Here is a 22,017-nt window from a genome sequence, read left to right as displayed (position 1 = left end):
TTTTTTCAATCTGCGATTTTGAGCAGGGTTGAATTTGGAGTTACAGCAATCGCAAAATATTTAACCTCTAAATAAGTTAAGAATCTTTGGAATAAGTGGAGCGCCGTAATCTTGATTTCTAAATCTGCTTTTTCTTTTTTGTTGAAAAGCTTCCATAATTCATGCTCGATTAATAGTGGCCAAACACTTTTAAAAGAGAGTGCTCTGGTTTTTACCGCCGTCACTTTGAGGCTGCCATTCACCAAGAACGGCTCTTGATTTTAAATAACCTCCAATAGTTGATCTAGATAAACGGCGTTTTGAATTATTTATTGCCTGAAGGCCCGCGGCAACGAGTAATTTTTTGATATTTCCTCATTACCAACTTCTAAAGCCAAATTAAACATTCTTGCCATGTGCTTGGCTTGATCATTATGGACAAAATAATTTTTGACCGATCTTCCATTTCTTTGAGATCTAGCAAAAAAGATAATCAACTTTTTTACTATCGCTTGTTCTTGACTTGAAATCGCAAAATTTCCGTTTTTTATTCTTTTGTTTGCTTACCTGTAATAACTCAAGTGTATTAAACGGCAAATTCAACCAGAACGTCCTCCATCTATTTTTTGCTCAAATCCTTTATCCTCGTCGCAAAAGCAACCACAAAAAAAAAAAAACGGCGCAGATCCCTTCCTCTAATTGATTATTTATACATGTGCAATCGTGAACATTAACTCATGAGTTGAGCAGATATTAATTTTCAAGAGGCTGTCCTAATTCATCTCGCAATCTTCTAATTCTCTGCAATAGTTTTAATCTTCTGCTTCTTGCTGTAGCTGTAAGAAATATCCTCAAAGGGAAATAAATCAAAGTCATGGTCCCTGCCAACCCGGCCATGAGAATAAAAAATAAAGCCCCTGGATCGTTCATACGTTGACACTAACTACCTTCTGCAAAAATTGGGAATAATTTATGAATTACAATTCGGCTTTCCCCACTTATTTAGCCTCCCCTAATGTGTGTTTCCTGTGGGAGATTAAGTTTAATTCAAATCAGATATGGCAAAACTTCTCAGTTTTTCAGACGATTCTCGCGGTGCTCTCGAAAAAGGAGTAAACAACTTAGCCAACGCTCTAAAAGTTACAATCGGGCCTAAGGGCAGAAATGTTGTTATTGAGAAAAAATTTGGAGCACCAGATATAGTCAATGATGGAGTAACTATTGCTAAAGAAATAGATCTTGAAGATCCATTTGAAAATATAGGCGCAAAGCTCATCGAACAAGTTGCATCTAAAACGAAGGAAAAAGCTGGGGATGGAACAACTACTGCAACAGTTTTAGCTCAATTTATGGTTCAAGAAGGTTTGAGGAACACCGCCGCGGGAGCTAGCCCAATCGAATTAAGAAGGGGAATGGAAAAAGCTGTGGGTCAAATAGTTGATGATCTAAAGAAAAAAAGCAAATCAGTAAGTGGCGATGCTATTAAACAAGTTGCCACAGTAAGCGCCGGTGGAGACGCGGAAATAGGTTCAATGATTGCAGATGCAATAGACAAGGTAAGTTTTGATGGAGTAATAACAGTTGAGGAATCCAAATCACTCGCCACTGAATTAGATATCACGGAGGGAATGGCATTTGACAGAGGTTATAGCTCTCCTTATTTCGTTACAGATGAAGATCGATTGATTTGCGAATTTGAAAATCCTTCAATCCTAATTACTGACAAAAAGATTTCATCAATTACCGATCTCATTCCTGTTCTAGAAACAGTACAGAAAAATGGAACACCTTTAATAATTCTTGCAGAAGAAGTAGAGGGCGAAGCATTAGCAACATTAGTAGTAAATAAAAATCGAGGGGTTTTACAGGTAGCAGCTGTTAGAGCTCCATCATTTGGCGAGAGACGAAAAGCTGCTCTTGGAGATATTGCAGTACTAACTGGCGGCACACTAATAAGCGAAGACAAAGCAATGAGTCTTGAGAAAGTTCAAGTTTCTGACCTAGGTAAAGCAAGAAGAGTCACAATTACAAAAGACAGTACAACAATTGTCGCAAATGAGAATCAAAACACCGAATTATCTAATCGCATTGCATCAATCAAGAGAGAACTTGACGAAACAGATTCTGAGTACGATCAAGAGAAGTTAAATGAGAGAATAGCTAAACTTGCTGGGGGTGTAGCTGTAATTAAAGTCGGAGCTCCAACTGAAACTGAGTTAAAGAACAGAAAACTCAGAATTGAGGATGCTCTGAATGCAACGCGTGCAGCCATTGAAGAAGGTATTGTTGCAGGTGGTGGAACGACTCTTTTAGAACTCAGTGAAGGGCTTGGAGATTTAGCTAAAAAGCTAGAGGGTGATCAAAAGACTGGAGTTGAAATCATAAAAAGAGCATTGACTGCTCCAACAAAACAGATAGCGATAAATGCTGGATTTAACGGAGATGTTGTTGTGTCAGATATCAAGCGTTTAGGCAAAGGCTTCAATGCACAAACTGGAGAGTACGAGGATTTGCTTGAAGCAGGAATCTTAGATGCTTCAAAAGTAATACGACTTGCTCTTCAAGATGCTGTATCAATTGCCTCACTGCTCATAACTACTGAAGTTGTTATTGCTGACAAACCTGAGCCCCCATCAGCTCCAGGGGCTGAAGGTGGAGACCCAATGGGCGGAATGGGCGGAATGGGTGGAATGGGTGGAATGGGTGGAATGGGCGGAATGGGCGGAATGGGAATGCCTGGAATGATGTAAGTAAAAAAATAAAAATATCTACAATCTCAAATTAAAAAATTTGAAATTAGTAAAAACTAATTTAGAACTTATTTTCTCAACAACCACTTCTTTAGATAACTATATTTAGGTTTAGGAGGTAAAGGAATTAAAGCTTTAATTTCAGGATTACTATTAGTGTCTTTGTATGAGTTTATAGTTTTATCTTCATCATATTTTTTGTCAGCTATTGAATAAGAAGTAATTGTAAAAGATTTATCATTCTCATCCTTAACTGACTCATCAACCTCTTTGTTTATTATTTCTTTTGACTGATTATCATCGTCTTTGATAGAAGTTTCTTTTTTACCCTCGAAAGAATTTTCTTTTGATTGATCAATTTTTTGACTATCTACATTATTTGGGTTTTGATTTAACTGTTCTAAATCTAGGCTTTTCAGTTCTTCCAAACTATCTACTCCAAAACGATGAGCCCATTGAGATTTCAGGAGAGAATATAAATCATTATCGTTAGCCTTGAGAGCTTCTATAATTTGTTTTTGTAGTTGATACTTTCTAGACTCCAAGGCTCTTTTAAATCGCTAAATTAAGATTATCAAGCAAGTTTGCGATTTAAAAGAGGTCTGATAAGAAAAAACATTCCAACTGTAAGAATTAATAGAATTGCTAAACAAGAATATCCATTCACTTCTCCATAAGGAGCATCAATTAAAATTGCTGTCAGATCGACAGAACTGTGGTAAGCCATTCGAATAGGTTCAATCGCAAATGTTAATGGATTAATTGATGCTATCCATCCAAGCCATTCAGGCATAAAAGATATGGGGGCTAGGGCTGTACTAGCAAAAAGGACAGGCAGATTAGCTATGAAGATAATTGCAATTAGTTCTATATGTCCTGGTAAAACAAAGGCTAACCCAAGACTTAGGCCAGTTATTGCAAATACCAATAACAATAAGGTTATTGCTATGAGAAGAAAACCTCCCAGACTTGGCCATCCATAACCCAAGAGAGCAGAAGTTGCCATTATTGCAAAACTCTGCAAAAGGCTAATAGAAGTTATATAGATTACTGACGAAATTACTATTGAACTTCTACTACTCAATGGTGCAACTAATAGTCGATTTAGAAAACCAAATTCTCTATCAAACATCAAAGGGAGACCAGCATTAAGAGCACCACTAAAAGCAGTAAAGACTATTAATCCTGCACCAAGGAATTCTCCATAGCTACTGCTCCCTGGCAAAAAATCAATAGGAGCCTTAGAGAATAAGGCTGCAAAAAGTAAAAGCCATATCAAAGGCTGAAGAATCCCTGCAAATAACGTTGAGGGTCGTCGAATTAATTGAATGAAAAGCCTCCAAGTCAAAGCAGAAATCTCCTGAGACATTTCATTCAAATCATTTCTAGATTGCTTTTCCTTCTGAAGTGATGGGTTAGTAGTAATCATGTGTTTAATAGTTCAGGAATAATACAGTTAATTAACGCATCGATTTCTTATTCTCAAGCTTAAAATCTCTTTTACCAGCAAGTTCTAATTCAGCGTCCATAAGCGTTTTTCCTGTCGCCTGCAGATAAACATCATCTAAACTTGGCCTACTGTGAGAAAGAGCAAAGACTTCGAAATTTTCTTTTGAAAGATGACCCGACAAATTAGATATAACATCATTACTTTGCACTAAAAAATTTAGAGAATATCCTTGCGTTTGATTCACCACTACATTTGACACCCCATTTATATTTTTAATTAATTTCTTTACAGATTCAGCTTCTACTTCATCACTAAACTCTCGCACCCTAAGTGTCACTCTATCTCCACCAAGTTCTTTTTTTAAATCATCTGGCTTTCCACTAGCAATGACTTTTCCTTTATCAATAATAGCCATCTCATCTGCTAATTCATCTACTTCCTCAAGATAATGACTACTTAAAAGAATTGTAGTTTGTTTATTTCTTAGTTCCTTCAATAATCCCCAAATAACTGATCGACTTTCTATGTCCAACCCAACAGTAGGTTCATCAAGAATCAATAATTCTGGTTCATGCAACAATCCTGAGGAGAGGTCAAGTCTTCTTTTCATACCTCCCGAAAAAGAACCACATCGTCTATCAATCCATTCATGCATATCCAGTCTCTCTATCAATTCTTCAATTCTCTTTTTCTTATATTTTTTATCAAGATGATAGAGATCTCCTTGAAGCTGTAACAACTCTCTACCTGTAAGTATTTTATCGATCGCGACATCTTGAGCTACATAACCCAATCTTCGTCTGGTTTCTTTTTCCTCAAACAAGACATTATGTCCCCCAACCTCAACATGACCAGAATCAGGTGAAAGGAGAGTACAGATAATTCTAAGTGCAGTGCTTTTACCTGCCCCGTTTGGCCCCAACAATCCATACAAAGAACCTTTAGGGACTTCAAGGTTAAGTCCATTTAGAGCCATAACAGGGCCATAAGACTTAAATAAATCTCTAAGTTTGATGAAAAACATCTAGGAATAAATTGCCTAAAAAGATAAGCTGATATCTTCTAACAAATTCTAATTAATTTTGGAGAGCAAGTTCATAAAGTTTTTATTTTTATTTTATAGATTTACGAAAATCCGATAGAGAAGTCTTTAATTAAAGCTATCAACTGATCATTAAAAACAATTGAAACTTGTAATCTACTAATAACCAGCAAAAAACAAACTCCAAACATGTAAAGAATAGACCATCGAAATAAACCCTTCGCACGATCTAAATCTTCAGGATTATCTCTTAATCTGGAAACCAATTGAAGAAGTCTTGAATTATAAGGTAGCAATAAAATTCCGTATAACAAACCTCCTTCAGGTAAAACGAAGCACCCTAAAAAGCTTAAAAATACAGTTAGATAGCCATACACAGAGATAGCCTTAGCTGTAACAAAAGGTCCACTTACTGTAGGAAGCATAGGAATGCCAACAGATCGATAGTCCTCTTTCAACAAGATGGCCAAAGCCCAAAAATGTGCTGGGGTCCACACCATAACCAAAGAGAATAGCCACCAACCACCTAATCCAATATGTCCTGCCGCTGCTGAAGCCCCTACAAGAGGGGGAATTGCTCCAGCGACACCTCCAAAAACTATATTTTGAGACGTTCTAGGTTTTAAGAAAGCTGTATAGAGAAGTACGTAACTACAAAGTCCTAAAAGAGTAAGTCCCGCTGCTAAACAGTTCACTCCACTTACTAAAAGGGCTGAAGAAACAAGTGTACAAGCAACTGCTCCAATAAAAACAGAAGACTGAGAAAGGCGACCAGAAGGTAATGCTCTATTACTGGTTCGTTTCATTCGCTTATCAAGATCTTGTTCCCATAAGCAATTAAGAGCTCCTGCAGCCGCAGCGGCAAGGGCTCCTCCTCCTAAAGTGCATGCCAATCTTGGAGAGGGTAATGGCCATTCCTCAGAAAGAGCCATTCCTCCAACAGTTGTTGCAAGTAAAAGAGGAATTAATCTTGGTTTGACGACTTCTAGCCAAGCTGGCAGTTTAATACGCTTTCTAGAAGGAACTACTTCCTCACGATTAACGGGCTGTGTAATTAATTCTGATGTAGAGCTAACCATGACATGTCTCCAATGTTGATTGATTTATATAAAGTGATTGGGAAGAGTCATCATTTCCTCTACCTTTAAAATTTAAGGCTGCTATTACGGCAACTAACAAACAGGCAATTAGTTGATGACCAATTATAAGGCTAGGCTCACTCATCCTTAGATGAATAGAAAAAGCTCCTAAAAGGATTTGTGAAATGATCAAAAAAATAATCGTTAAAAGGTAGGGCCATTGCTTAATAAAAACATCTCTCTGTAAAGATGAAAAAATTACAAATAAAATCAACAATAAGCTGACTGGGATAGCACTTACTCGATGAAGTCCTAAAAGATTGCAAGACTCTCCAAAATCCAAGCATCTTTGAGCGGCCCACGAGGTCGCCACCCGACTACCTATTAAAGACTGAGCTATCACTGCAAAAAGGGATAAAAATCCAAAACAACGAAGCCAAGTTGGAAAAATTGATTGACCTGGATTAAGTAATTGTTGAGTCACACCACTCATAATGGCAACAAGAGTAAATGCAACTACAAGATGAGCCATGACGACTAAAGATGGTAATAATTGCAGTACTGTCAAAGCACCTAAAAAACCCTGCAGAGAAACCAAAAGAGTCAAGAATCCATAGATCCAAGGAAGCCATTTAGGTAAAGTTTTTGCCCAGTACAAAGAGAAAGCAAATTGTGTAATTAATACAATCCCTACGAAGAAGGCATCTAAGCGATGAAACCATTCCAAGAAGACTTGTAAATTCATTTGCCTACCAGGCAAAAACGATCCGTAGCAAAGGGGCCAGTCTGGGCAAGCGAGACCAGCCTCCATAACTCTGGTTGCTCCTCCTATCACTACAAGAGCGATAAGTGCAACTACCACGTGAGCAGCAAGCTGGCCCAATCTAAAGAGTGGCTTGGGTGGATAAATAACCTGCACGTATGCAAAAATCCATCAAGATCATTGTTTACTCAACGTAGCGATTACTTCTTACACGTCACCTGAATAAACTGACTGGAACATAAAGATTCTCTTTAAAAAAAATTATTCATCTTGAATTAACAATTAGCCGATACATTAATTACTTTTGCCCATAACCTATAGATAGAAAAGGAGATCTTCTTGCCGAAACTGTCGGCCATCTTAACTCTTACAACAAGTTTAATTCTTGGAATAGCTGGAGTTTGGGTTGCGTACAACGTAGATATGCTTCCCGTGAGCGCGAGCATGAATGCCCCTGTTTACGATGAACTATATCGAGTCCTGTTCATTATTGGCCTCATACTTTTCATAGGTATGACTGCTTTAGTAATTTATAGTCTTATCCAATTTCGTCGTAGACCTGGAGAAAGTGGAGATGGCATTGACTTAGAGGGTAATATTTCTCTCGAAATTTTCTGGACAGCAGTTCCTGCAATTGTTGTTTTATTTGTAGGTTTATATAGCTACGATATTTATGATCGAATGGGTGGTATGCAACCTTTAATGCATGATCACAGTGGACAAATGGATAATCAGGCCGAGAGAGTTTGGGGAGGGATTGGGTCTGGTCCAATTGAGTCTTCATCTGAAAAAAATTCATTATCATTACCTATTGAGTTAACTGCAATGCAATTTGCTTTTATCTTTCATTATCCAAAAGGAGATATTATTTCGGGCGAACTTCATGTTCCTGTTGGAAGAGAAGTTAGTTTAAAAATGGAATCTAAAGATGTAATACATGCTTTTTGGGTGCCTCAATTCAGACTTAAACAAGATGTCATTCCTGGCCAACCAACTATTTTAAATTTCACTCCTACAAAAGCAGGTAATTTTCCAATTGTTTGCGCAGAATTGTGTGGTCCTTATCATGGTGGGATGAGATCAAACGTAATAGTTGATGAACAAGAAGACTTTGATACTTGGTTAAAAGAAAACTCTAAAGAATCAATATAAGTTCATGACTATTTCACTCAAACCAAACAACTCATCTCCAGAAAAACTTCAACCAACTGGATGGCTGAAATATCTGAGTTTTAGTCTTGATCACAAAGTCATAGGACTTCAATATTTAGTTTGTGGTTTCTTGTTTTATTTAATTGGAGGATCTTTAGCTGGAGCAATAAGAGTAGAACTCATCAGTCCCCTCTCAGATTTTATGCCTAGAGAGGTTTACAACCAGGTTTTAACTCTCCACGGCACAATCATGATTTTCTTATGGATCGTGCCTGTAGTAAATGGTGCCTTTGGAAACTATTTAATACCCTTTTATGTTGGGGCTAGAGACATGGCTTTTCCAAGGCTGAATGCAGTTGCTTTTTGGCTAATACCTCCCTCTGGCTTAATGTTGATAACAAGTTATTTCATAAACGGAGCCGCACAATCTGGTTGGACAGCTTACCCACCTTTAAGCATTACGACTCCAGCCGCTGGGCAAATCATTTGGATATTAAGTGTATTGCTCTTGGGTGGGAGCTCAATTTTTGGTGGCATTAATTTCATCGCCACCATTCTCAAGCTAAGAAGACCTGGTCTTAAATTAATGCAATTGCCTATGTATTGCTGGGCAATGCTTGGCACGAGTATTCTTGTAGTTCTTTCAACTCCTGTTCTCGCAGGTACTCTAATACTTCTGAGCTTTGACATAGTTGCTCATACCGGTTTCTTTAACCCAAGTCTTGGTGGGAATGTAATCGTTTATCAACATCTTTTTTGGTTTTACTCGCATCCTGCTGTTTATATCATGGTCTTACCTGCCTTTGGTTTAGTCAGTGAAATACTTCCAATCCATAGCAGAAAACCACTTTTTGGCTATACAACAATGGTCTTCTCAATTATGGGAATAGTTGTATTGGGTCTAGTTGTTTGGGCTCATCATATGTTTACAAGCGGTACTCCTCCTTGGATGCGCTTATTTTTCACAATCGCTACTGCATTCATCGCTGTTCCCACAGGTATTAAATTTTTTAATTGGGTTGCCACCTTATGGGGAGGAAAAATATCACTTAATGCTGCAATGTTATTTTCCTGCGGATTTATTATTAACTTTGTTTTAGGTGGAATAACGGGAGTTGCCTTAGCGCAAGTACCTTTTGATGTTCATGTACACGACACTTATTTTGTTGTTGCTCATTTTCATTACATAGTGTATGGCGGTTCTGTCTTTGTTATCTTCTCCTCGATTTATCACTGGTTCCCAAAATTTACTGGAAAAATGCTCAATGAAAATCTTGGAAGATTTCACTTTATTATTACTTTTATAGGCTTTAATCTTTGTTTTGCTCCTCAACATTGGCTAGGTTTAAACGGAATGCCTCGACGAGTTGCCGAATACGATCCACAATTTCAGTTAATCAATCAAATAAGTAGTGTAGGTGCATTATTAATGGCTTTAAGTACTTTACCTTTCCTCTGGAATATTCTTCAAAGCACCCTATACGGTGAAGAAGCTGGTGATAACCCTTGGAATGCACTAACTCCTGAGTGGTTAACAAGTTCTCCTCCTCCTGTTGAAAATTGGGACGGAGAGGCACCACTCGTTCTTGAACCTTATGGTTATGGAAAAAAAGATTCAAATGAGACTCAGGAGGCAATCAGATGACATCAATAGTCCCAAAAGAGCAATCCTCAGAAAGCAGAAATGACCTCTCAACTGAAGAACATGAAGATTTTCGTTTGTTTGGCTTAGTAGCTTTTTTAATCGCAGACGGGATGACCTTTGCAGGTTTTTTTGCGGCATATCTCACTTTCAAAGCAGTCAATCCCATTGCTCCTGATGCTATTTACGAATTAGAACTACCTTTACCAACTTTAAATACAATCTTGCTCTTGGTTAGTAGCTTTACTTTTCATCGTGCTGGCAAATTCCTAGAGAAGAATGAATCAAAACAATGCCAAAAATGGCTTCTCATAACAGGTGCATTGGGAGTGGCATTTTTAATCAGTCAAATGTTTGAGTACTTTACTTTGCCTTTTGGATTAACTGACAACCTTTTTGCAAGTACTTTTTATGCATTAACTGGCTTTCATGGGCTTCACGTAACGCTTGGATCAATAATGATAATGATTATTTGGTGGCAAACACGTGTTCCATCTGGTCGAGTGAATAATCAAAACAAGTTTCCATTTGAGGCCGTAGAACTTTATTGGCATTTCGTAGATGGTATTTGGGTCGTTTTATTCATCATCCTTTACCTGCTTTGAGAGGTAAATATTGATACTAAGCAAGAAACTTTCAATTAATTTGTTGCCACAATTCCACTTATTGGTCAGAATTCAGTTAATTAAAACAGTCTGAAATGCTTGTTGGAAAAGAACTCCTAGACAAAGCAAGATCTTTGAGCACCCGTCCAGAAGACGAAATAGCTAAAGGTTGTGGTTACGTTGGGCCAAGCGGAAGAGTTTTACGTAAAAGTTTCTATCGTGCTCTAGTTGAGGCAAAGGGTTATAAACTTCGTTCAAATGGTCCTGGAAGAGCAGGAAATAGATCTTCAAGAGGAAGGCAAGCGGAATTCCGAACTAAGGTTCATGGCAATGGCAATCTTCTTATTGGACATGCCTATACAAAAAAATTAGGGCTTGAACCTGGACAGGAATTTCGTATTGATGTACGAAAAGAGTCAGGAGCGATAAGTTTATTACCACTCAAGAAATAATAAATTCCTCAAAAGAAATTATATAAATTAAACATAAAATTACTAATACCAACCTTGCTCACTTAGCCACTGATTATTAATTACTGGGCTTTGTTTAGAAGGGGCATCATTATTATTTACATTTAGAAGTTTTTCTGCGTACTTAGCCATCAAGTCAACTTCCAAATTAACCTTTTCTCCAATTGTCAAAAACTTCAAGCATGTATTTGACCAAGTGTGAGGTATTACTGCTACTGAAAATTCACATCCATCAACATAGATCTCAGCAATAGTAAGACTTATTCCATTTAGGCTAATACTCGCCTTATCGCACATATATCTGCAGAAGTTTAAATCATCCCAAGATACTCTCAAATTCCAAGAGTTTCTCAAATTTTCGATTGAAACAACTTCACCTAACCCGTCTATGTGTCCACTTACAATATGTCCACCTAATCGATCAGACAGACGTAATGCTGGCTCAAGATTTACATATTCATTTTTCTGAGCTTTTTCTGCAAGATTTGTTCTCTTAAGAGTCTCTTCACTTATATTAGAGAAAAAAGAATCATTCATTAATTCAGACACTGTTAGACAAACTCCATCAACAGAAACGCTATCTCCAAGTTTTAACGGAGAAAAAGGCTTACATCCATCAACAATTACCCCCAAATTATTTTTCTTGATCGTGCCAATAGACTGAATTAAACCAGTAAACATTATTGAGCCTACAACTTTTAGAATGTTAGTTATGGTATTTGAAAATGTCTCTGAAAAGGTTTTCTAATTTCAAAGATAGTTCAATTATGAATTATTCCAATTTAAAGCCAAATCTTTTTTTTCCTGAAAACTTAGAATTGGTAATGACCAACATTTATTCCAAACACTTTCTTCAGGAAGAAAGATAGATTGATACTTTTTGGGGACATTTATATTTTTCCTCCTTAAGTCTAAGAAATTTGTTGGGGGCAAAAAACCTTTACTTATTACACGTCTCAAATAAATAGCGCCCCATAAAATATCAAACCAATCAGTAGGGAAAGACCCTGGAGAGAGGGAAGGTGAAGCAAGTACTGTCCAATTCAGTGGGCTACCCTCTTGGGGTAAAAGAACAGACAAGCGAGGGTCTTTGACAAGGCTATCAACACAGCTAGATAAAGGTAAAACTGCTGCATTGGCTCTACCTGAAAGAACCCAATTTAAAGCATTCATGTCATCAAATGACTTGGCTTGACCCTTGATTTTTGAGAAATCATTAAATAAATCTATTTTTTGTGCTATGGAAATCAGAAGATAAGGACTTTTAGGAAAAACTATTTGATTTGTAAGTGAACTCGAAAAAACAACTTCCCAAGAATTCTTATTGCTAAGAGCGAGAGAGTCTTCATTTCTAAAAAGTATCACCCAAGGACTAACAGCTAAAGGTAAAATCTTTTTCTCATAGTCCTTTCCTAATCCATTGAGAAAAGAACTAGTCTGCTTGCTGAAATTATTTCTAATATTGTTTGCTTTAATTTCTTGAAGTGAATTAACAGGTAGACCAGAAATCCAACCATCATTTAAGACTAATAAATCTGTTTTTTCTTTAAGTGCAGAGTTATAGGGAAATTTGTTGAACTCAATATCTTTTATAGGGAAAAATTCCCAACCAGTAGACAAACTATTAACAAATTCACTTGGGAAACTATTGGTAACTCCTCTCAAAGCTAATTTTTTTTGAGACGTTGAGCACCCTGATAGTAAAAACAAAGAGGAAATCAATCCATATTTGATGAATTCTCTCCTTCCAAGCGTATTAGTATTCATATTAATTAGAATTCTTGAAAGGTTTTTTTATTATTAATCTTAAATAGATTACTAACCTCAATATCACATCTTTGAATCATTTCTTTCTGAGTCAATCCCTTAATTTGAGCTAATAACGATAATGCACCAGCACCAACACCCTCTTTGACGTAACCAATCTCATAATCTCGCAAAACCTTTTGATTACTATCATTAAATCTATATCCACTAGCGAGACCTAGGATATTTACTTTAAAATGATTAGCAACATGATTCATTAAATGAATAAAAGAATTTCTATTTTCCGCAGAAGAAAGTGATTCATCAACTAACCATGATGTTGTTCCTATTAAAACTTTACCAACGAATTCAGGGCGTGACGCAGGTTCAATTTCATTTAATGCCAAAGCCAATACTGCCAACATTTGACAACCTCCTCCTAATAAAATCTCCTGGCCAGATTCTCTAGCACCCATTAAAAGACCAACTGCAATTGGCTGAAATGGATCACCAACAGCAGCCATTAGATCAAAAGAAGCGGGATTTTTCTTTAATTTCGCGGCATCAAGTCCTTTTTTAACTAATTTTATTTTTAATTCTGAAGGTGGATTTCTATGACTTCCGCTTATAAGACCATTAACGTTTATTCCTAACCCAGAGAGAACGGCAAAAGCTGTAGATGTACCTCCAGGAACACACTCTGTGAGCAAAAGAGATTTTTTTAATTTCTTACCTATCTTAAAACCACCCTCGAATAAAAGTTTAACCCTGGTTCTTTCCATTGCATTTCCTGAACTCAAGCATCTAGCAGGTCCCATATCTGGTGACTCTAGGGAAACATGAGTAAAGGGTGGCGTTTGTAGCAGTCCTGACGATATTATTGTTGGTTTAATTTCTAAGAAACTTGAAGCAACGTAACTAATTAATGCGGGAGAGACCCCTGCGGGCAAAGGAGGCAAAGGCCATCTTTGCGCAAGATTAGGTCCTCTTAATAAAAGTTCAGCATCTGCAACAGCGGTATAACGTCTAGAAACAGCAGTAGAACCAGCAGCAGAAATTCCCTCAATCTCTGCGGTTTGCGATCCGGCAAGAATTAAAAAGAAAGCCATATTCGTAATATTTTCATGCCATCTTTGAACAATTTCTTCAACATTTTGCTCATGAAGACCTTCTCCAAAAGCCAATATTCCTGACGTCAACAAAACGTAGTCGTTTCCTGTCATCTTTAATCAGTTAGATTCTAGAGAAATTAAATTTTCTAGCAAAGTGGGTGGTTCAGGTATTGACGACTTGAGTCTAGGAAAAATCCAATAAGCCAAAGCATGCAAACATAGGACGTAAACGATTTCTTGAGTAATAATTAGACATAGTGCAACTATTTGAACTTGTCTCATATCTGGAGTAAAAGAAAGATTAAAAATATCTATTCCTTTTTCAAGTAATGCTGCTCCAGCACGAGTAAGAATAACCCATAAATTCTCACCAACCAACAGAGACAAGACGAAAACTCTGACAAGAAAACCCATAGTTCCTATTGAGACCCCAACACTCCAACTTAACCACCAATTCCATCCCTTTCCCCAACAATATCCTAACCATAAGGAGAGCAATCCATAAGGGAAAACCACCAAAGGTCCTCTTAGCGGACCCATCAGAGCAGTTAATAGCATTACGCATATTGTCACTCCCTCAATACCTGTTTTGACACCTCTGCGAATTTGAAGAAGAGCCAATGGCAATGGTAAAGCAAGACGAAAAAAAGCTCCACCAATAGGTAAATAATAAAGAGCTATCCAAATTAAAGCTGTTGCAGCTGCAAGATAAGAGGACTCAACGATTTTTAAAGCTTGTCTCTTACTTAGAGGACCTCTATAAAGAGACCTATCTTTTACAAACTTTTTATTATCTAAGGTCAAAATGATTATCTTTTAAAAGATGGATCCTTTAACAATTTCTCCTCATCAAAACGTTCGATCTTCTCCACCTCAAACTGGACACCTGCTGTTCTTAGAGCCTCAGTAACAGTCTCCGCAGGTGCAGAGGGATTTGCACCTGATAATCTTAAAATTATTCTGTATGGTTGTGGATTAAAAATAGTCTTCTTTTTTGGCTTTATTGATTTTTTACTAAGTCTATCTTTATTAGATATTGAATTTTCTTTGACAATATTATCAAAAATATTTTTATTTTCTTTCTTATCATCTTTTATTATTGATTTTATTTTTGTTTTTTCCTTAGTTTTTTTTGGCTTATTATTAGTTTTTTCTGAAGTTTTTGGGCTTTCTATGATATCAAAACTACTTTCCAATTTTTCACCAATTAGAGTATTTGAGCATGATTGAAGTACAAAAAAGGTAACTATTAGAAATGATCTAATAAATATTTTTTCAACTAATATTGAAATATTCAAAATTTTATTTTGTTTTAATTACCCTTACTTTACTTGCTCTTAAACGTCCTGTTTTAGTTGTAGAAGGTGCTTTTCGAGTACTACTTTTTTTTGATAGTGATGAGTTTACATCTTTCTTTGTTGACTTAGTTGTCTTTTGTGTAGATTTTCTTTTCTTAGATGTTGTCTTTTTACTTGATTTCTTAGCTGCCAATAATTCAATAGCAACCTCAAGAGTGATATCTTCAGTACTTTTGCCCTCTGGTAGAGAAGCATTTACTTTGCCCTGTTTAACATATAAACCATAAGGGCCATCAAATAATTGGATAGTTTCTTTTTCTCCCTCTGGGATACCAAGTTCCCTCAACGCAGTTCTCCCTCCTCTTCCTCTTTTAGGTATAGATAAAAGCTCAAGAGCTCTTTCTAGGCTTACTTGAAGAACGTCATCTTCACCCTTAATTGAGCGATAATCTTTTTCACCACCACTTTTACTCCAAACTACATACGGACCAAATCTACCCAAGCTTGATTGAACTCGACCTCCCTCTGGATGCTCTCCAAGTAGACGTGGTAATTGAATTAATCCAAGGGCCTCCTCAAAGGTCAAGTTTTCTGGTTTTAAACTCTTTGGTAAGGAAGTCCTTTTTGGATTTGGAGCTTTTTTTAATGATTTATCATCTAAATATTTAAGTGCTTTTTCAACATCTATATCTTCCTCCTTTATATTCTCTGGCAACAGAACCTGAACCTTTGATGAATCCTGCTTCAAATAGAGTCCATATTGACTGCTTTTGAACAAGCGAAGATTTCCTAGCTTTTTCTTACCTTTTGGAATTCCAAGATCTTTCACTTCGACTACTAAGCCCCTTTGAACAAAATGTCCATATCTACCATTTAATAGATATAAATTCTGTCCACTTTCAGGGTCAACTCCAAGTGATTCAGGACCCTCAGCTTTTTGTTTTAAAATCATCTCTGCGATATCCTCATCCAAATCTGCAGGAGTAATTTCCTGTGGAAGAGTAGCTGTTATAGGCTTGCCATTTTCACCCAGTTGCTTTGATTCCAGATATGTTCCAAATTTGCCCAACCTAACAAGAGATGAAAGTCCCTCCAGGGAAACAGCTCGAAACTCCCCTCCATCAATATCCCCTTCTCTTTGTTGAACTTGATTCTCTAGACCAGTATCACCCTTATAAAAGCCCTTAAGGTATGGAAGCCAACTCACTTTTCCTGTTGAGATCTCATCAAGTGTAGATTCCATTCGAGCAGTAAAACTGGTATCTACAAGATCAGGAAAATGTTCTTCAAGAAGTGCCGTAACAGCAAATGCTGTAAAGCTTGGAGTCAAAGAATTGTTATTGAGGACTGAATAACCTCGATCTACAATTGTTCCTATAATACTTGCGTATGTTGACGGACGACCTATACCTTCTTTCTCAAGTGTTTTGACTAATGAGGCTTCGCTATATCTAGCTGGAGGCTGAGTCTGATGCCCCAGCGCCTCTACATTCTTAGCTGTTGGAGAATCTCCTACAGCTAATTTAGGCAAAAGCACTTCTTGACCTTCAAGGGCAGTATCAGGATCATCACTACCTTCAACATAAGCTCGAAAGAAGCCAGGAAAATCAATTCGTTTACCACTAGCCCGAAAAGATAAGTCCGATGCTTGTAATTCGACTCCAAGCATTGTCAACCTTGCATCGGCCATTTGACTGGCAACTGTGCGTTTCCAAATAAGTTCATATAAAGAAAGGTCCCTACCTTGCAAGTTTGACTCTTTGGGTGTTTTAAAGCTCTCACCGGAAGGACGAATTGCTTCATGGGCTTCTTGAGCATTTCTAGTCTTGTTGGAAAATTGTCGCGGCTTCTCACTTAAATATTCAACCCCATATTTTGACTCAACACAGTTTCTTGAGGCATTTATTGCCTGATCAGAAAGATGAACAGAATCTGTTCTCATATATGTAATAAAACCTCTTTCATACAAGCCCTGGGCACATCTCATTGTCTCTCTAGCTGATAATCGTAGCTTCCTATTAGCTTCTTGTTGCAATGTGCTTGTTGTAAAAGGAGGAACTGGTTTACGGATTGACGGCTTTTCCTCGACATTAACAACTTTCCATTTATCAGTAGTTAATTTTTTTGCAAGTTCCCTAGACTCTTCTTCCTTGAGTAATATGACATTTCGGCCAGATTTCAACAATCCCGTTGACTCATCGAAATCACTACCAGTAGCAACTCTTTTACCACCAATTGAAGTCATTTTGACCTCAAACTCACTACCTTCTTTGTCTAATTTTGCTTTTAAGTCCCAATAACTTCCGCTTTTGAAAGATCTCCTTGCTCTCTCTCTAAGGACTAGCAATCTTACTGCAACTGATTGGACTCTTCCTGCAGATAAACCCCAGGAAACTTTCTTCCATAAAAGGGGAGACAACGTGTACCCAACTAATCTGTCTAAGATCCTCCTTGTTTCTTGTGCATGGACTAATTCCATATCAATTGCTCTTGTTTTCGATAGCGCTTTAGAAATAGCTTCTTTAGTTATCTCATGGAAGACCATTCTCTTCACAGGGATCTTCGGGTCAAGCACATTCATTAAATGCCAACTTATACTTTCTCCTTCTCTATCTTCATCAGTGGCAAGCAACAATTCACTAGCACCCTTCAAAGATTGTTTTAATTCCTTGACAATTTTTTTCTTGTCTTTTGGAACTACGTACAAAGGATCAAAATCAGCAGTTGTGTTCACTCCAATAGTTGCCCACTTTTCCCCTTTGTGCTTCGCAGGAATCTCAGATGCATTGTTAGGCAAGTCTCTTATGTGCCCCATTGACGCAAGAACCTGAAAGTCCTTAGGCAAAAAACCTCTAATAGTTTTTGCCTTTGTAGGACTTTCAACAATCACCAGAGTATGGTCAGTGGGCATCAGCTCAGTTTTCCTCCTTCTTATCTAACGTACTGAGTAGTAAAATGCATAGCCCAAAATGATAAAAAAGGCATATTTCATAACTTCGCTAGAGTTATAAAATCAGATTCAGCTTAAAAACAATACCTAAATGGGAGAACTCTTGTCTTTTCAAATATTCATAAATGAGCCTGTAGAGCTTTTAAATGTTTCTCTAAATGCTAAAGCTGTGCTTCCAGAGGCTGCCGTTCTAATGGCAATGCTGGGAACGCTTTTGGTTGATTTGGCTGGTGAAAAGGTATCAGCCCGCTGGTCTCCTCCAATCTGTTACGCAGGCCTTGGTAGTGCTTTGATTTTGCTGATAATGCAATGGAATGGAGAAATTCAAGAATCTTTTTTAGGTGCATTTATTGCAGACAATCTTGCTATTGCTTTTAGAGGGGTGATTGCTCTTTCAACTCTTATTTCTTTACTAATTAGTTGGAGATATGCTGATCAAAATGGAAGTCCTATTGGAGAATTTGCTGCAATATTATTAGCTGCAACTCTTGGAGCAATGCTTCTATGTGGTTCAACTGATTTGGTAAGTGTTTTTGTTTCATTAGAAACACTTTCTGTGGCTAGCTACCTGCTTTCTGGATATCTCAAAAGAGACTCAAGAAGTTCAGAAGCAGCTTTGAAATACTTGTTAGTTGGTTCAGCTGCAGCCGCTGTATTTCTTTATGGAGCATCCTTACTTTATGGAATAAGTGGATCTACAAATTTAAAAGAAATAGGATTAACTTTACTAAATGCTCCTACACCTTTGTCAGCATTAGCTCTGGTTTTCGTATTGTCTACAGTAGCTTTCAAAATCGCAGCAGTTCCATTTCATCAATGGACACCAGATGTTTACGAAGGTTCTCCTACTCCAGTAGTTGCCTTCTTATCAGTAGGTTCCAAAGCAGCAGGTTTTGCACTCGCAATAAGAATACTAGTCGGATGTTTTAGCGCTTTTGACACACAATGGAAATTGCTATTTACCGTTTTAGCTGTTCTCAGTATGACTCTGGGAAATGTTGTAGCACTAGCTCAAAAATCAATGAAAAGGATGCTTGCTTATAGCTCAATTGGACAAGCTGGCTTTGTAATGATTGGTTTGGTTTGCGGAACTGAAGATGGTTTTGCAGCGATGGTTCTGTATATGGCTGCTTATTTGTTTATGAATCTTGGTGCTTTTGCATGCATAATCCTTTTCTCAATCAGGACGGGTAGTGATCAAATCTCAGATTATGCAGGACTGTACCAAAAAGATCCATTAATCACATTAGGATTAAGTTTATGCCTTCTCTCCTTGGGAGGCATTCCTCCAATGTTGGGATTCTTTGGGAAGATTTATTTATTTTTTGCTGGATGGGCGGATGGGCAATACTTATTAGTAAGCGTTGGTCTAGTTACCTCTGTTATTTCAATTTACTATTATATTTCAGTTATAAAAATGATGGTAGTAACAGAACCTAAAGAAGCCTCAGATGTTGTAAAAGCATATCCATCTATAGAATGGTCAATGCCTGGGATGTCATCTCTCAAAGTGGCTTTGATTTTTTGTGTTCTCGTAACTGCTATTGGTGGAATTATTTCAAATCCTCTCTTCGATTTTGCAGATAGTGCGGTAAACGGAACTCCATTACTTCGTGAAGCCATTACTCTTGCAAGTAAAAGTTCAATTGGTTAACCAATTAAAATCATTGAAAAAGTCTGTAGCGCGACTAACGAATGTTAATAAATTTTATGGGGAAGGCTCGGTCAAAGTGAAAGCTCTTGACGAACTAAACCTTGATGTTTATCAGGGTGATTACCTTGCCGTAATGGGTGCAAGTGGATCTGGTAAAAGTACTGCAATGAATATACTTGGATGCCTTGATCGTCCTACTAATGGGACTTATGAATTAAACGGAACTGCTGTAGAAAAGCTAGATGATGACCTGCTTGCAGATATTAGAAACAAAGAACTTGGTTTTGTTTTTCAGCAATTTCATCTACTTCAAGAAGTTTCAGCACTTGAGAATGTCATGCTTCCAATGATTTATGCATGCGTCCCCTCTTCAGAGAGAAAGAAGCGCGCTGAAGAAGCTCTTAAACGAGTAGGGCTTGGGAACAGGATGACCAATCTCCCTAATCAATTATCAGGGGGACAACAACAACGAGTTGCCATAGCAAGGGCAATAATCAATCAGCCATCCCTGCTATTAGCAGACGAACCAACTGGTGCTCTTGATTCCAAAACTACTGAAGATGTTTTAAATCTTTTTGACCAACTTCATAGTCAAGGAATCACAATAGTCTTAGTTACTCATGAAGACAATGTTGCTCAACGAGCAAAAAAAATAGCAAGGTTTAGAGATGGCAAAGTAACAGAGATTACTCATAATTAACTCAGACAATCAATTGTAATCAGACAATACCTTCACTTTATTTTCTCTTAAAAGAATCAATCTTCCACTTGAATCTATACCTTTGATATCCCATTTTAATCCAGTTTCTTTATCAATGTATTTTCTTGACCAAAATCTTTTTTCGACCTGACTGCACAGGAAATTTTTATTAACTAAAAGATCTAAAGATCTTTCTATTGCAAGTAGAACTTCTGAAGACCAAAAATTTATATTCATTGTTTTAGCTCCAATTATTTGTTTTAGTGAAATCCCCTCTTTAGGAACATTATTAAAAACGTTTAAACCTACTCCAACTCTTAATAATCTAAGTTTTCCTCCTCTAAAAAATAATCTAGGTAAAATTCCAGCTAATTTTTGGCCATCAACTAATAAATCATTAGGCCATTTTATTTTGACATTAACCCCTATCCGTTCAATTCTTTCAACCAAAGCTAATGCCACCGCTAACCCATAAAGCTGAGAATTATTTTCACTAGAATCTTCCCTGTTAATAGCCGCACTAACCCAAACCCCTCCTTTTGGTGCATGCCAAATTCGATCAGATTGACCTTGACCAAATCTTTGGCAAGAAGAAAAAATAGCTATTGGCTGATTTTTTCTTACAGGTTGCTCTGCAATCCAATTCGATAGTTCTATTTCTGTACTAGCACAAATAGTTTTCAGCATTATTCTCCAAGACCTAGGAGAGGAATTATTTAATTTGTGACATCTATAGATCAACCCAACCCCTCTATCGAATTTTTGATTATTCATATTTCAAAAGTAATGTCTTCTTAAAAAATCAAGAATTATCTATTGACTTTTTCATCGCCTCTAATTCAACTTCAACTTCTTGGATTTCTACTGTTTTTACTTCATTAACATCTAATTCAGAAGGAGGCAAAGCGATTGCCTCAACTCCCGATTTCAATTGAGTCCTCAATGTCTCTAATTCTTTCTCTATACCATCACCTCCTTCTAATGCTGCGAACTTACTTTCTAGATCTTCTCCAGCCAACTCTAATGCAGCTTGCCCAGAAGCTTCCAATGCCTCTACTTTGTCTTCCATTCTTTCAAAAGCAGCCATGGCGGACTTGCTCCCTAAATCACCAACTGTACTTTGAATTTGTTGCTGAGCTTTGGCTGCCTGAGCTCTTGCTTTAAGCATGTCTTTTTTAGTTCGAGCCTCGGCAATCTTTCTCTCTAATAACAAAAGGCTTTTCTTTAGTTTTTCAACTTGACCATTTTGTGTTTGAAATTGAGTCGATAAAGATTCATAAGTTTCTTGAAAAGTTTTTTTTCTACTTAATGCTTCTCTAGCTAGATCATCCTCTCCCTTCTTTAAGGCTAATTCAGCTCTGGTGAACCAATTCTTTATTTGCTCTTTTGCTTGATTTGCCTGATTCTCTAATCTTTTTTGACTTGCAATGGCCATAGCGACAGCTTGACGAAGCTTCACCAAGTCTTCTTGCATATCAGCAACAGACTGATCAAGTATTTTTATTGGATCTTCTGCATCACTGACAAAAGCATTTAGATTTGCCCTTATCAATCGACTTAACCTATCGAATAATCCCATTAGGATCTTTTGTGCAATCTAAAAAATATTAGCTAGATTTAAGCAC

At 37.2% G+C, this 22,017-nt stretch carries 21 protein-coding genes; 7 read left to right on the top strand and 14 right to left on the bottom strand.

Translation table 11 applies throughout. From position 1 onward, the window contains the following. Positions 1–5 precede the first annotated feature (5 nt). Entirely contained in the window at positions 6–242 is a 237-nt protein-coding gene (locus EW15_RS02505; protein ID WP_038651505.1) for a hypothetical protein, read from the bottom strand. Between the two features lie 795 nt (positions 243–1,037). Between EW15_RS02505 and groL the strand changes: the two genes are divergently transcribed. Next, positions 1,038–2,729 (top strand): chaperonin GroEL, encoded by a 1,692-nt coding sequence (gene groL, locus EW15_RS02500; RefSeq protein WP_038651502.1) that lies wholly within the window; start codon positions 1,038–1,040, stop codon positions 2,727–2,729. A 68-nt stretch (positions 2,730–2,797) separates the two neighbouring features. Here the strand turns inward: groL and EW15_RS02495 are convergent, their stop codons facing one another. The 5 genes from EW15_RS02495 to EW15_RS02475 form a co-directional block, all read right to left on the bottom strand. Next, complete coding sequence (locus tag EW15_RS02495) at positions 2,798–3,274, bottom strand: hypothetical protein (RefSeq protein ID WP_038651499.1); 477 nt, start codon at positions 3,272–3,274, stop codon at positions 2,798–2,800. Between the two features lie 29 nt (positions 3,275–3,303). Further along, positions 3,304–4,158: an ABC transporter permease gene (locus EW15_RS02490; RefSeq protein ID WP_038651496.1), complete on the bottom strand. Its 855-nt coding sequence runs from the start codon at positions 4,156–4,158 to the stop codon at positions 3,304–3,306. 31 nt (positions 4,159–4,189) lie between these two features. Next, entirely contained in the window at positions 4,190–5,203 is a 1,014-nt protein-coding gene (locus EW15_RS02485; RefSeq protein ID WP_038651493.1) for an ABC transporter ATP-binding protein, read from the bottom strand. Positions 5,204–5,304: 101 nt separating this feature from the next. Beyond that, on the bottom strand, positions 5,305–6,300 hold the full coding sequence (locus EW15_RS02480; RefSeq protein WP_011823247.1) for a heme o synthase: 996 nt from the start codon (positions 6,298–6,300) through the stop codon (positions 5,305–5,307). Then, the gene (locus tag EW15_RS02475; RefSeq protein ID WP_052041150.1) at positions 6,293–7,219 is read right to left on the bottom strand and encodes a heme A synthase; all 927 of its coding nucleotides are present in this window, start codon (positions 7,217–7,219) and stop codon (positions 6,293–6,295) included. The genes EW15_RS02480 and EW15_RS02475 overlap by 8 nt, the downstream gene beginning before the upstream one ends. A gap of 183 nt (positions 7,220–7,402) precedes the next feature. On the opposite strand from EW15_RS02475, the gene EW15_RS02470 reads away from it, so the two are divergent. From EW15_RS02470 to EW15_RS02455, 4 genes are all read left to right on the top strand, one after another. Then, positions 7,403–8,215, top strand: a complete 813-nt coding sequence (locus tag EW15_RS02470) for a cytochrome c oxidase subunit II (RefSeq protein WP_038651490.1) — start codon at positions 7,403–7,405, stop codon at positions 8,213–8,215. Positions 8,216–8,219: 4 nt separating this feature from the next. After that, a complete protein-coding gene (gene ctaD, locus EW15_RS02465) occupies positions 8,220–9,860 on the top strand; it encodes a cytochrome c oxidase subunit I (protein WP_038651488.1) in 1,641 nt (546 codons plus the stop codon). Next, entirely contained in the window at positions 9,857–10,462 is a 606-nt protein-coding gene (locus tag EW15_RS02460) for a heme-copper oxidase subunit III (protein WP_038651486.1), read from the top strand. The genes ctaD and EW15_RS02460 overlap by 4 nt, the downstream gene beginning before the upstream one ends. A 95-nt stretch (positions 10,463–10,557) precedes the next feature. Continuing rightward, positions 10,558–10,914 (top strand): AbrB family transcriptional regulator, encoded by a 357-nt coding sequence (locus tag EW15_RS02455; protein ID WP_038651483.1) that lies wholly within the window; start codon positions 10,558–10,560, stop codon positions 10,912–10,914. 42 nt (positions 10,915–10,956) lie between these two features. Here the strand turns inward: EW15_RS02455 and EW15_RS02450 are convergent, their stop codons facing one another. The 6 genes from EW15_RS02450 to topA form a co-directional block, all read right to left on the bottom strand. Next, positions 10,957–11,613 (bottom strand): riboflavin synthase, encoded by a 657-nt coding sequence (locus EW15_RS02450; protein ID WP_038651480.1) that lies wholly within the window; start codon positions 11,611–11,613, stop codon positions 10,957–10,959. Positions 11,614–11,697: 84 nt separating this feature from the next. Then, entirely contained in the window at positions 11,698–12,699 is a 1,002-nt protein-coding gene (locus tag EW15_RS02445; RefSeq protein ID WP_038651477.1) for a hypothetical protein, read from the bottom strand. 5 nt (positions 12,700–12,704) lie between these two features. After that, the gene (locus EW15_RS02440) at positions 12,705–13,901 is read right to left on the bottom strand and encodes a nicotinate-nucleotide--dimethylbenzimidazole phosphoribosyltransferase (protein ID WP_038651474.1); all 1,197 of its coding nucleotides are present in this window, start codon (positions 13,899–13,901) and stop codon (positions 12,705–12,707) included. A gap of 6 nt (positions 13,902–13,907) precedes the next feature. Continuing rightward, positions 13,908–14,594, bottom strand: coding sequence for a DUF2232 domain-containing protein (locus EW15_RS02435; protein ID WP_038651471.1), 687 nt, complete (start codon positions 14,592–14,594; stop codon positions 13,908–13,910). Positions 14,595–14,599: 5 nt separating this feature from the next. Next, the gene (locus EW15_RS02430) at positions 14,600–15,088 is read right to left on the bottom strand and encodes a hypothetical protein (RefSeq protein ID WP_038651469.1); all 489 of its coding nucleotides are present in this window, start codon (positions 15,086–15,088) and stop codon (positions 14,600–14,602) included. A gap of 4 nt (positions 15,089–15,092) precedes the next feature. After that, positions 15,093–17,999: a type I DNA topoisomerase gene (topA, locus tag EW15_RS02425; protein WP_038651466.1), complete on the bottom strand. Its 2,907-nt coding sequence runs from the start codon at positions 17,997–17,999 to the stop codon at positions 15,093–15,095. 130 nt (positions 18,000–18,129) lie between these two features. On the opposite strand from topA, the gene EW15_RS02420 reads away from it, so the two are divergent. Then, positions 18,130–19,692 (top strand): NAD(P)H-quinone oxidoreductase subunit N, encoded by a 1,563-nt coding sequence (locus EW15_RS02420; protein ID WP_052041149.1) that lies wholly within the window; start codon positions 18,130–18,132, stop codon positions 19,690–19,692. 13 nt (positions 19,693–19,705) lie between these two features. Then, positions 19,706–20,392, top strand: coding sequence for an ABC transporter ATP-binding protein (locus EW15_RS02415; RefSeq protein WP_156095720.1), 687 nt, complete (start codon positions 19,706–19,708; stop codon positions 20,390–20,392). A gap of 9 nt (positions 20,393–20,401) precedes the next feature. On the opposite strand, the gene EW15_RS02410 is transcribed toward EW15_RS02415, so the two are convergent. After that, positions 20,402–21,166 carry a biotin--[acetyl-CoA-carboxylase] ligase gene (locus EW15_RS02410; protein WP_225866592.1) on the bottom strand — a complete coding sequence of 255 codons (765 nt, stop codon included), beginning with the start codon at positions 21,164–21,166 and terminating at the stop codon, positions 20,402–20,404. 28 nt (positions 21,167–21,194) lie between these two features. Then, positions 21,195–21,971, bottom strand: coding sequence for a PspA/IM30 family protein (locus tag EW15_RS02405; RefSeq protein WP_038651463.1), 777 nt, complete (start codon positions 21,969–21,971; stop codon positions 21,195–21,197). Positions 21,972–22,017: the final 46 nt, after the last annotated feature.

The sequence above is a fragment of the Prochlorococcus sp. MIT 0801 genome, from assembly GCF_000757865.1.
Taxonomy (GTDB): Bacteria; Cyanobacteriota; Cyanobacteriia; order PCC-6307; family Cyanobiaceae; genus Prochlorococcus_B.
The sequence above is the reverse complement of the archived record's forward strand: the minus strand, read 5'-3'. Positions and strand labels throughout refer to the sequence as shown.

Excerpts from the sequence above, each read along its gene's own strand:
- groL (WP_038651502.1), top strand. The coding sequence starts at position 1,038 with ATGGCAAAACTTCTCAGTTTTTCAGACGATTCTCGCGGTGCTCTCGAA.
- EW15_RS02490 (WP_038651496.1), bottom strand. The coding sequence starts at position 4,158 with ATGATTACTACTAACCCATCACTTCAGAAGGAAAAGCAATCTAGAAAT.
- EW15_RS02485 (WP_038651493.1), bottom strand. The coding sequence starts at position 5,203 with ATGTTTTTCATCAAACTTAGAGATTTATTTAAGTCTTATGGCCCTGTT.
- EW15_RS02480 (WP_011823247.1), bottom strand. The coding sequence starts at position 6,300 with ATGGTTAGCTCTACATCAGAATTAATTACACAGCCCGTTAATCGTGAG.
- ctaD (WP_038651488.1), top strand. The coding sequence starts at position 8,220 with ATGACTATTTCACTCAAACCAAACAACTCATCTCCAGAAAAACTTCAA.
- EW15_RS02460 (WP_038651486.1), top strand. The coding sequence starts at position 9,857 with ATGACATCAATAGTCCCAAAAGAGCAATCCTCAGAAAGCAGAAATGAC.
- EW15_RS02455 (WP_038651483.1), top strand. The coding sequence starts at position 10,558 with ATGCTTGTTGGAAAAGAACTCCTAGACAAAGCAAGATCTTTGAGCACC.
- EW15_RS02450 (WP_038651480.1), bottom strand. The coding sequence starts at position 11,613 with ATGTTTACTGGTTTAATTCAGTCTATTGGCACGATCAAGAAAAATAAT.
- EW15_RS02445 (WP_038651477.1), bottom strand. The coding sequence starts at position 12,699 with ATGAATACTAATACGCTTGGAAGGAGAGAATTCATCAAATATGGATTG.
- EW15_RS02440 (WP_038651474.1), bottom strand. The coding sequence starts at position 13,901 with ATGACAGGAAACGACTACGTTTTGTTGACGTCAGGAATATTGGCTTTT.
- topA (WP_038651466.1), bottom strand. The coding sequence starts at position 17,999 with ATGCCCACTGACCATACTCTGGTGATTGTTGAAAGTCCTACAAAGGCA.
- EW15_RS02420 (WP_052041149.1), top strand. The coding sequence starts at position 18,130 with ATGGGAGAACTCTTGTCTTTTCAAATATTCATAAATGAGCCTGTAGAG.
- EW15_RS02410 (WP_225866592.1), bottom strand. The coding sequence starts at position 21,166 with ATGAATAATCAAAAATTCGATAGAGGGGTTGGGTTGATCTATAGATGT.
- EW15_RS02405 (WP_038651463.1), bottom strand. The coding sequence starts at position 21,971 with ATGGGATTATTCGATAGGTTAAGTCGATTGATAAGGGCAAATCTAAAT.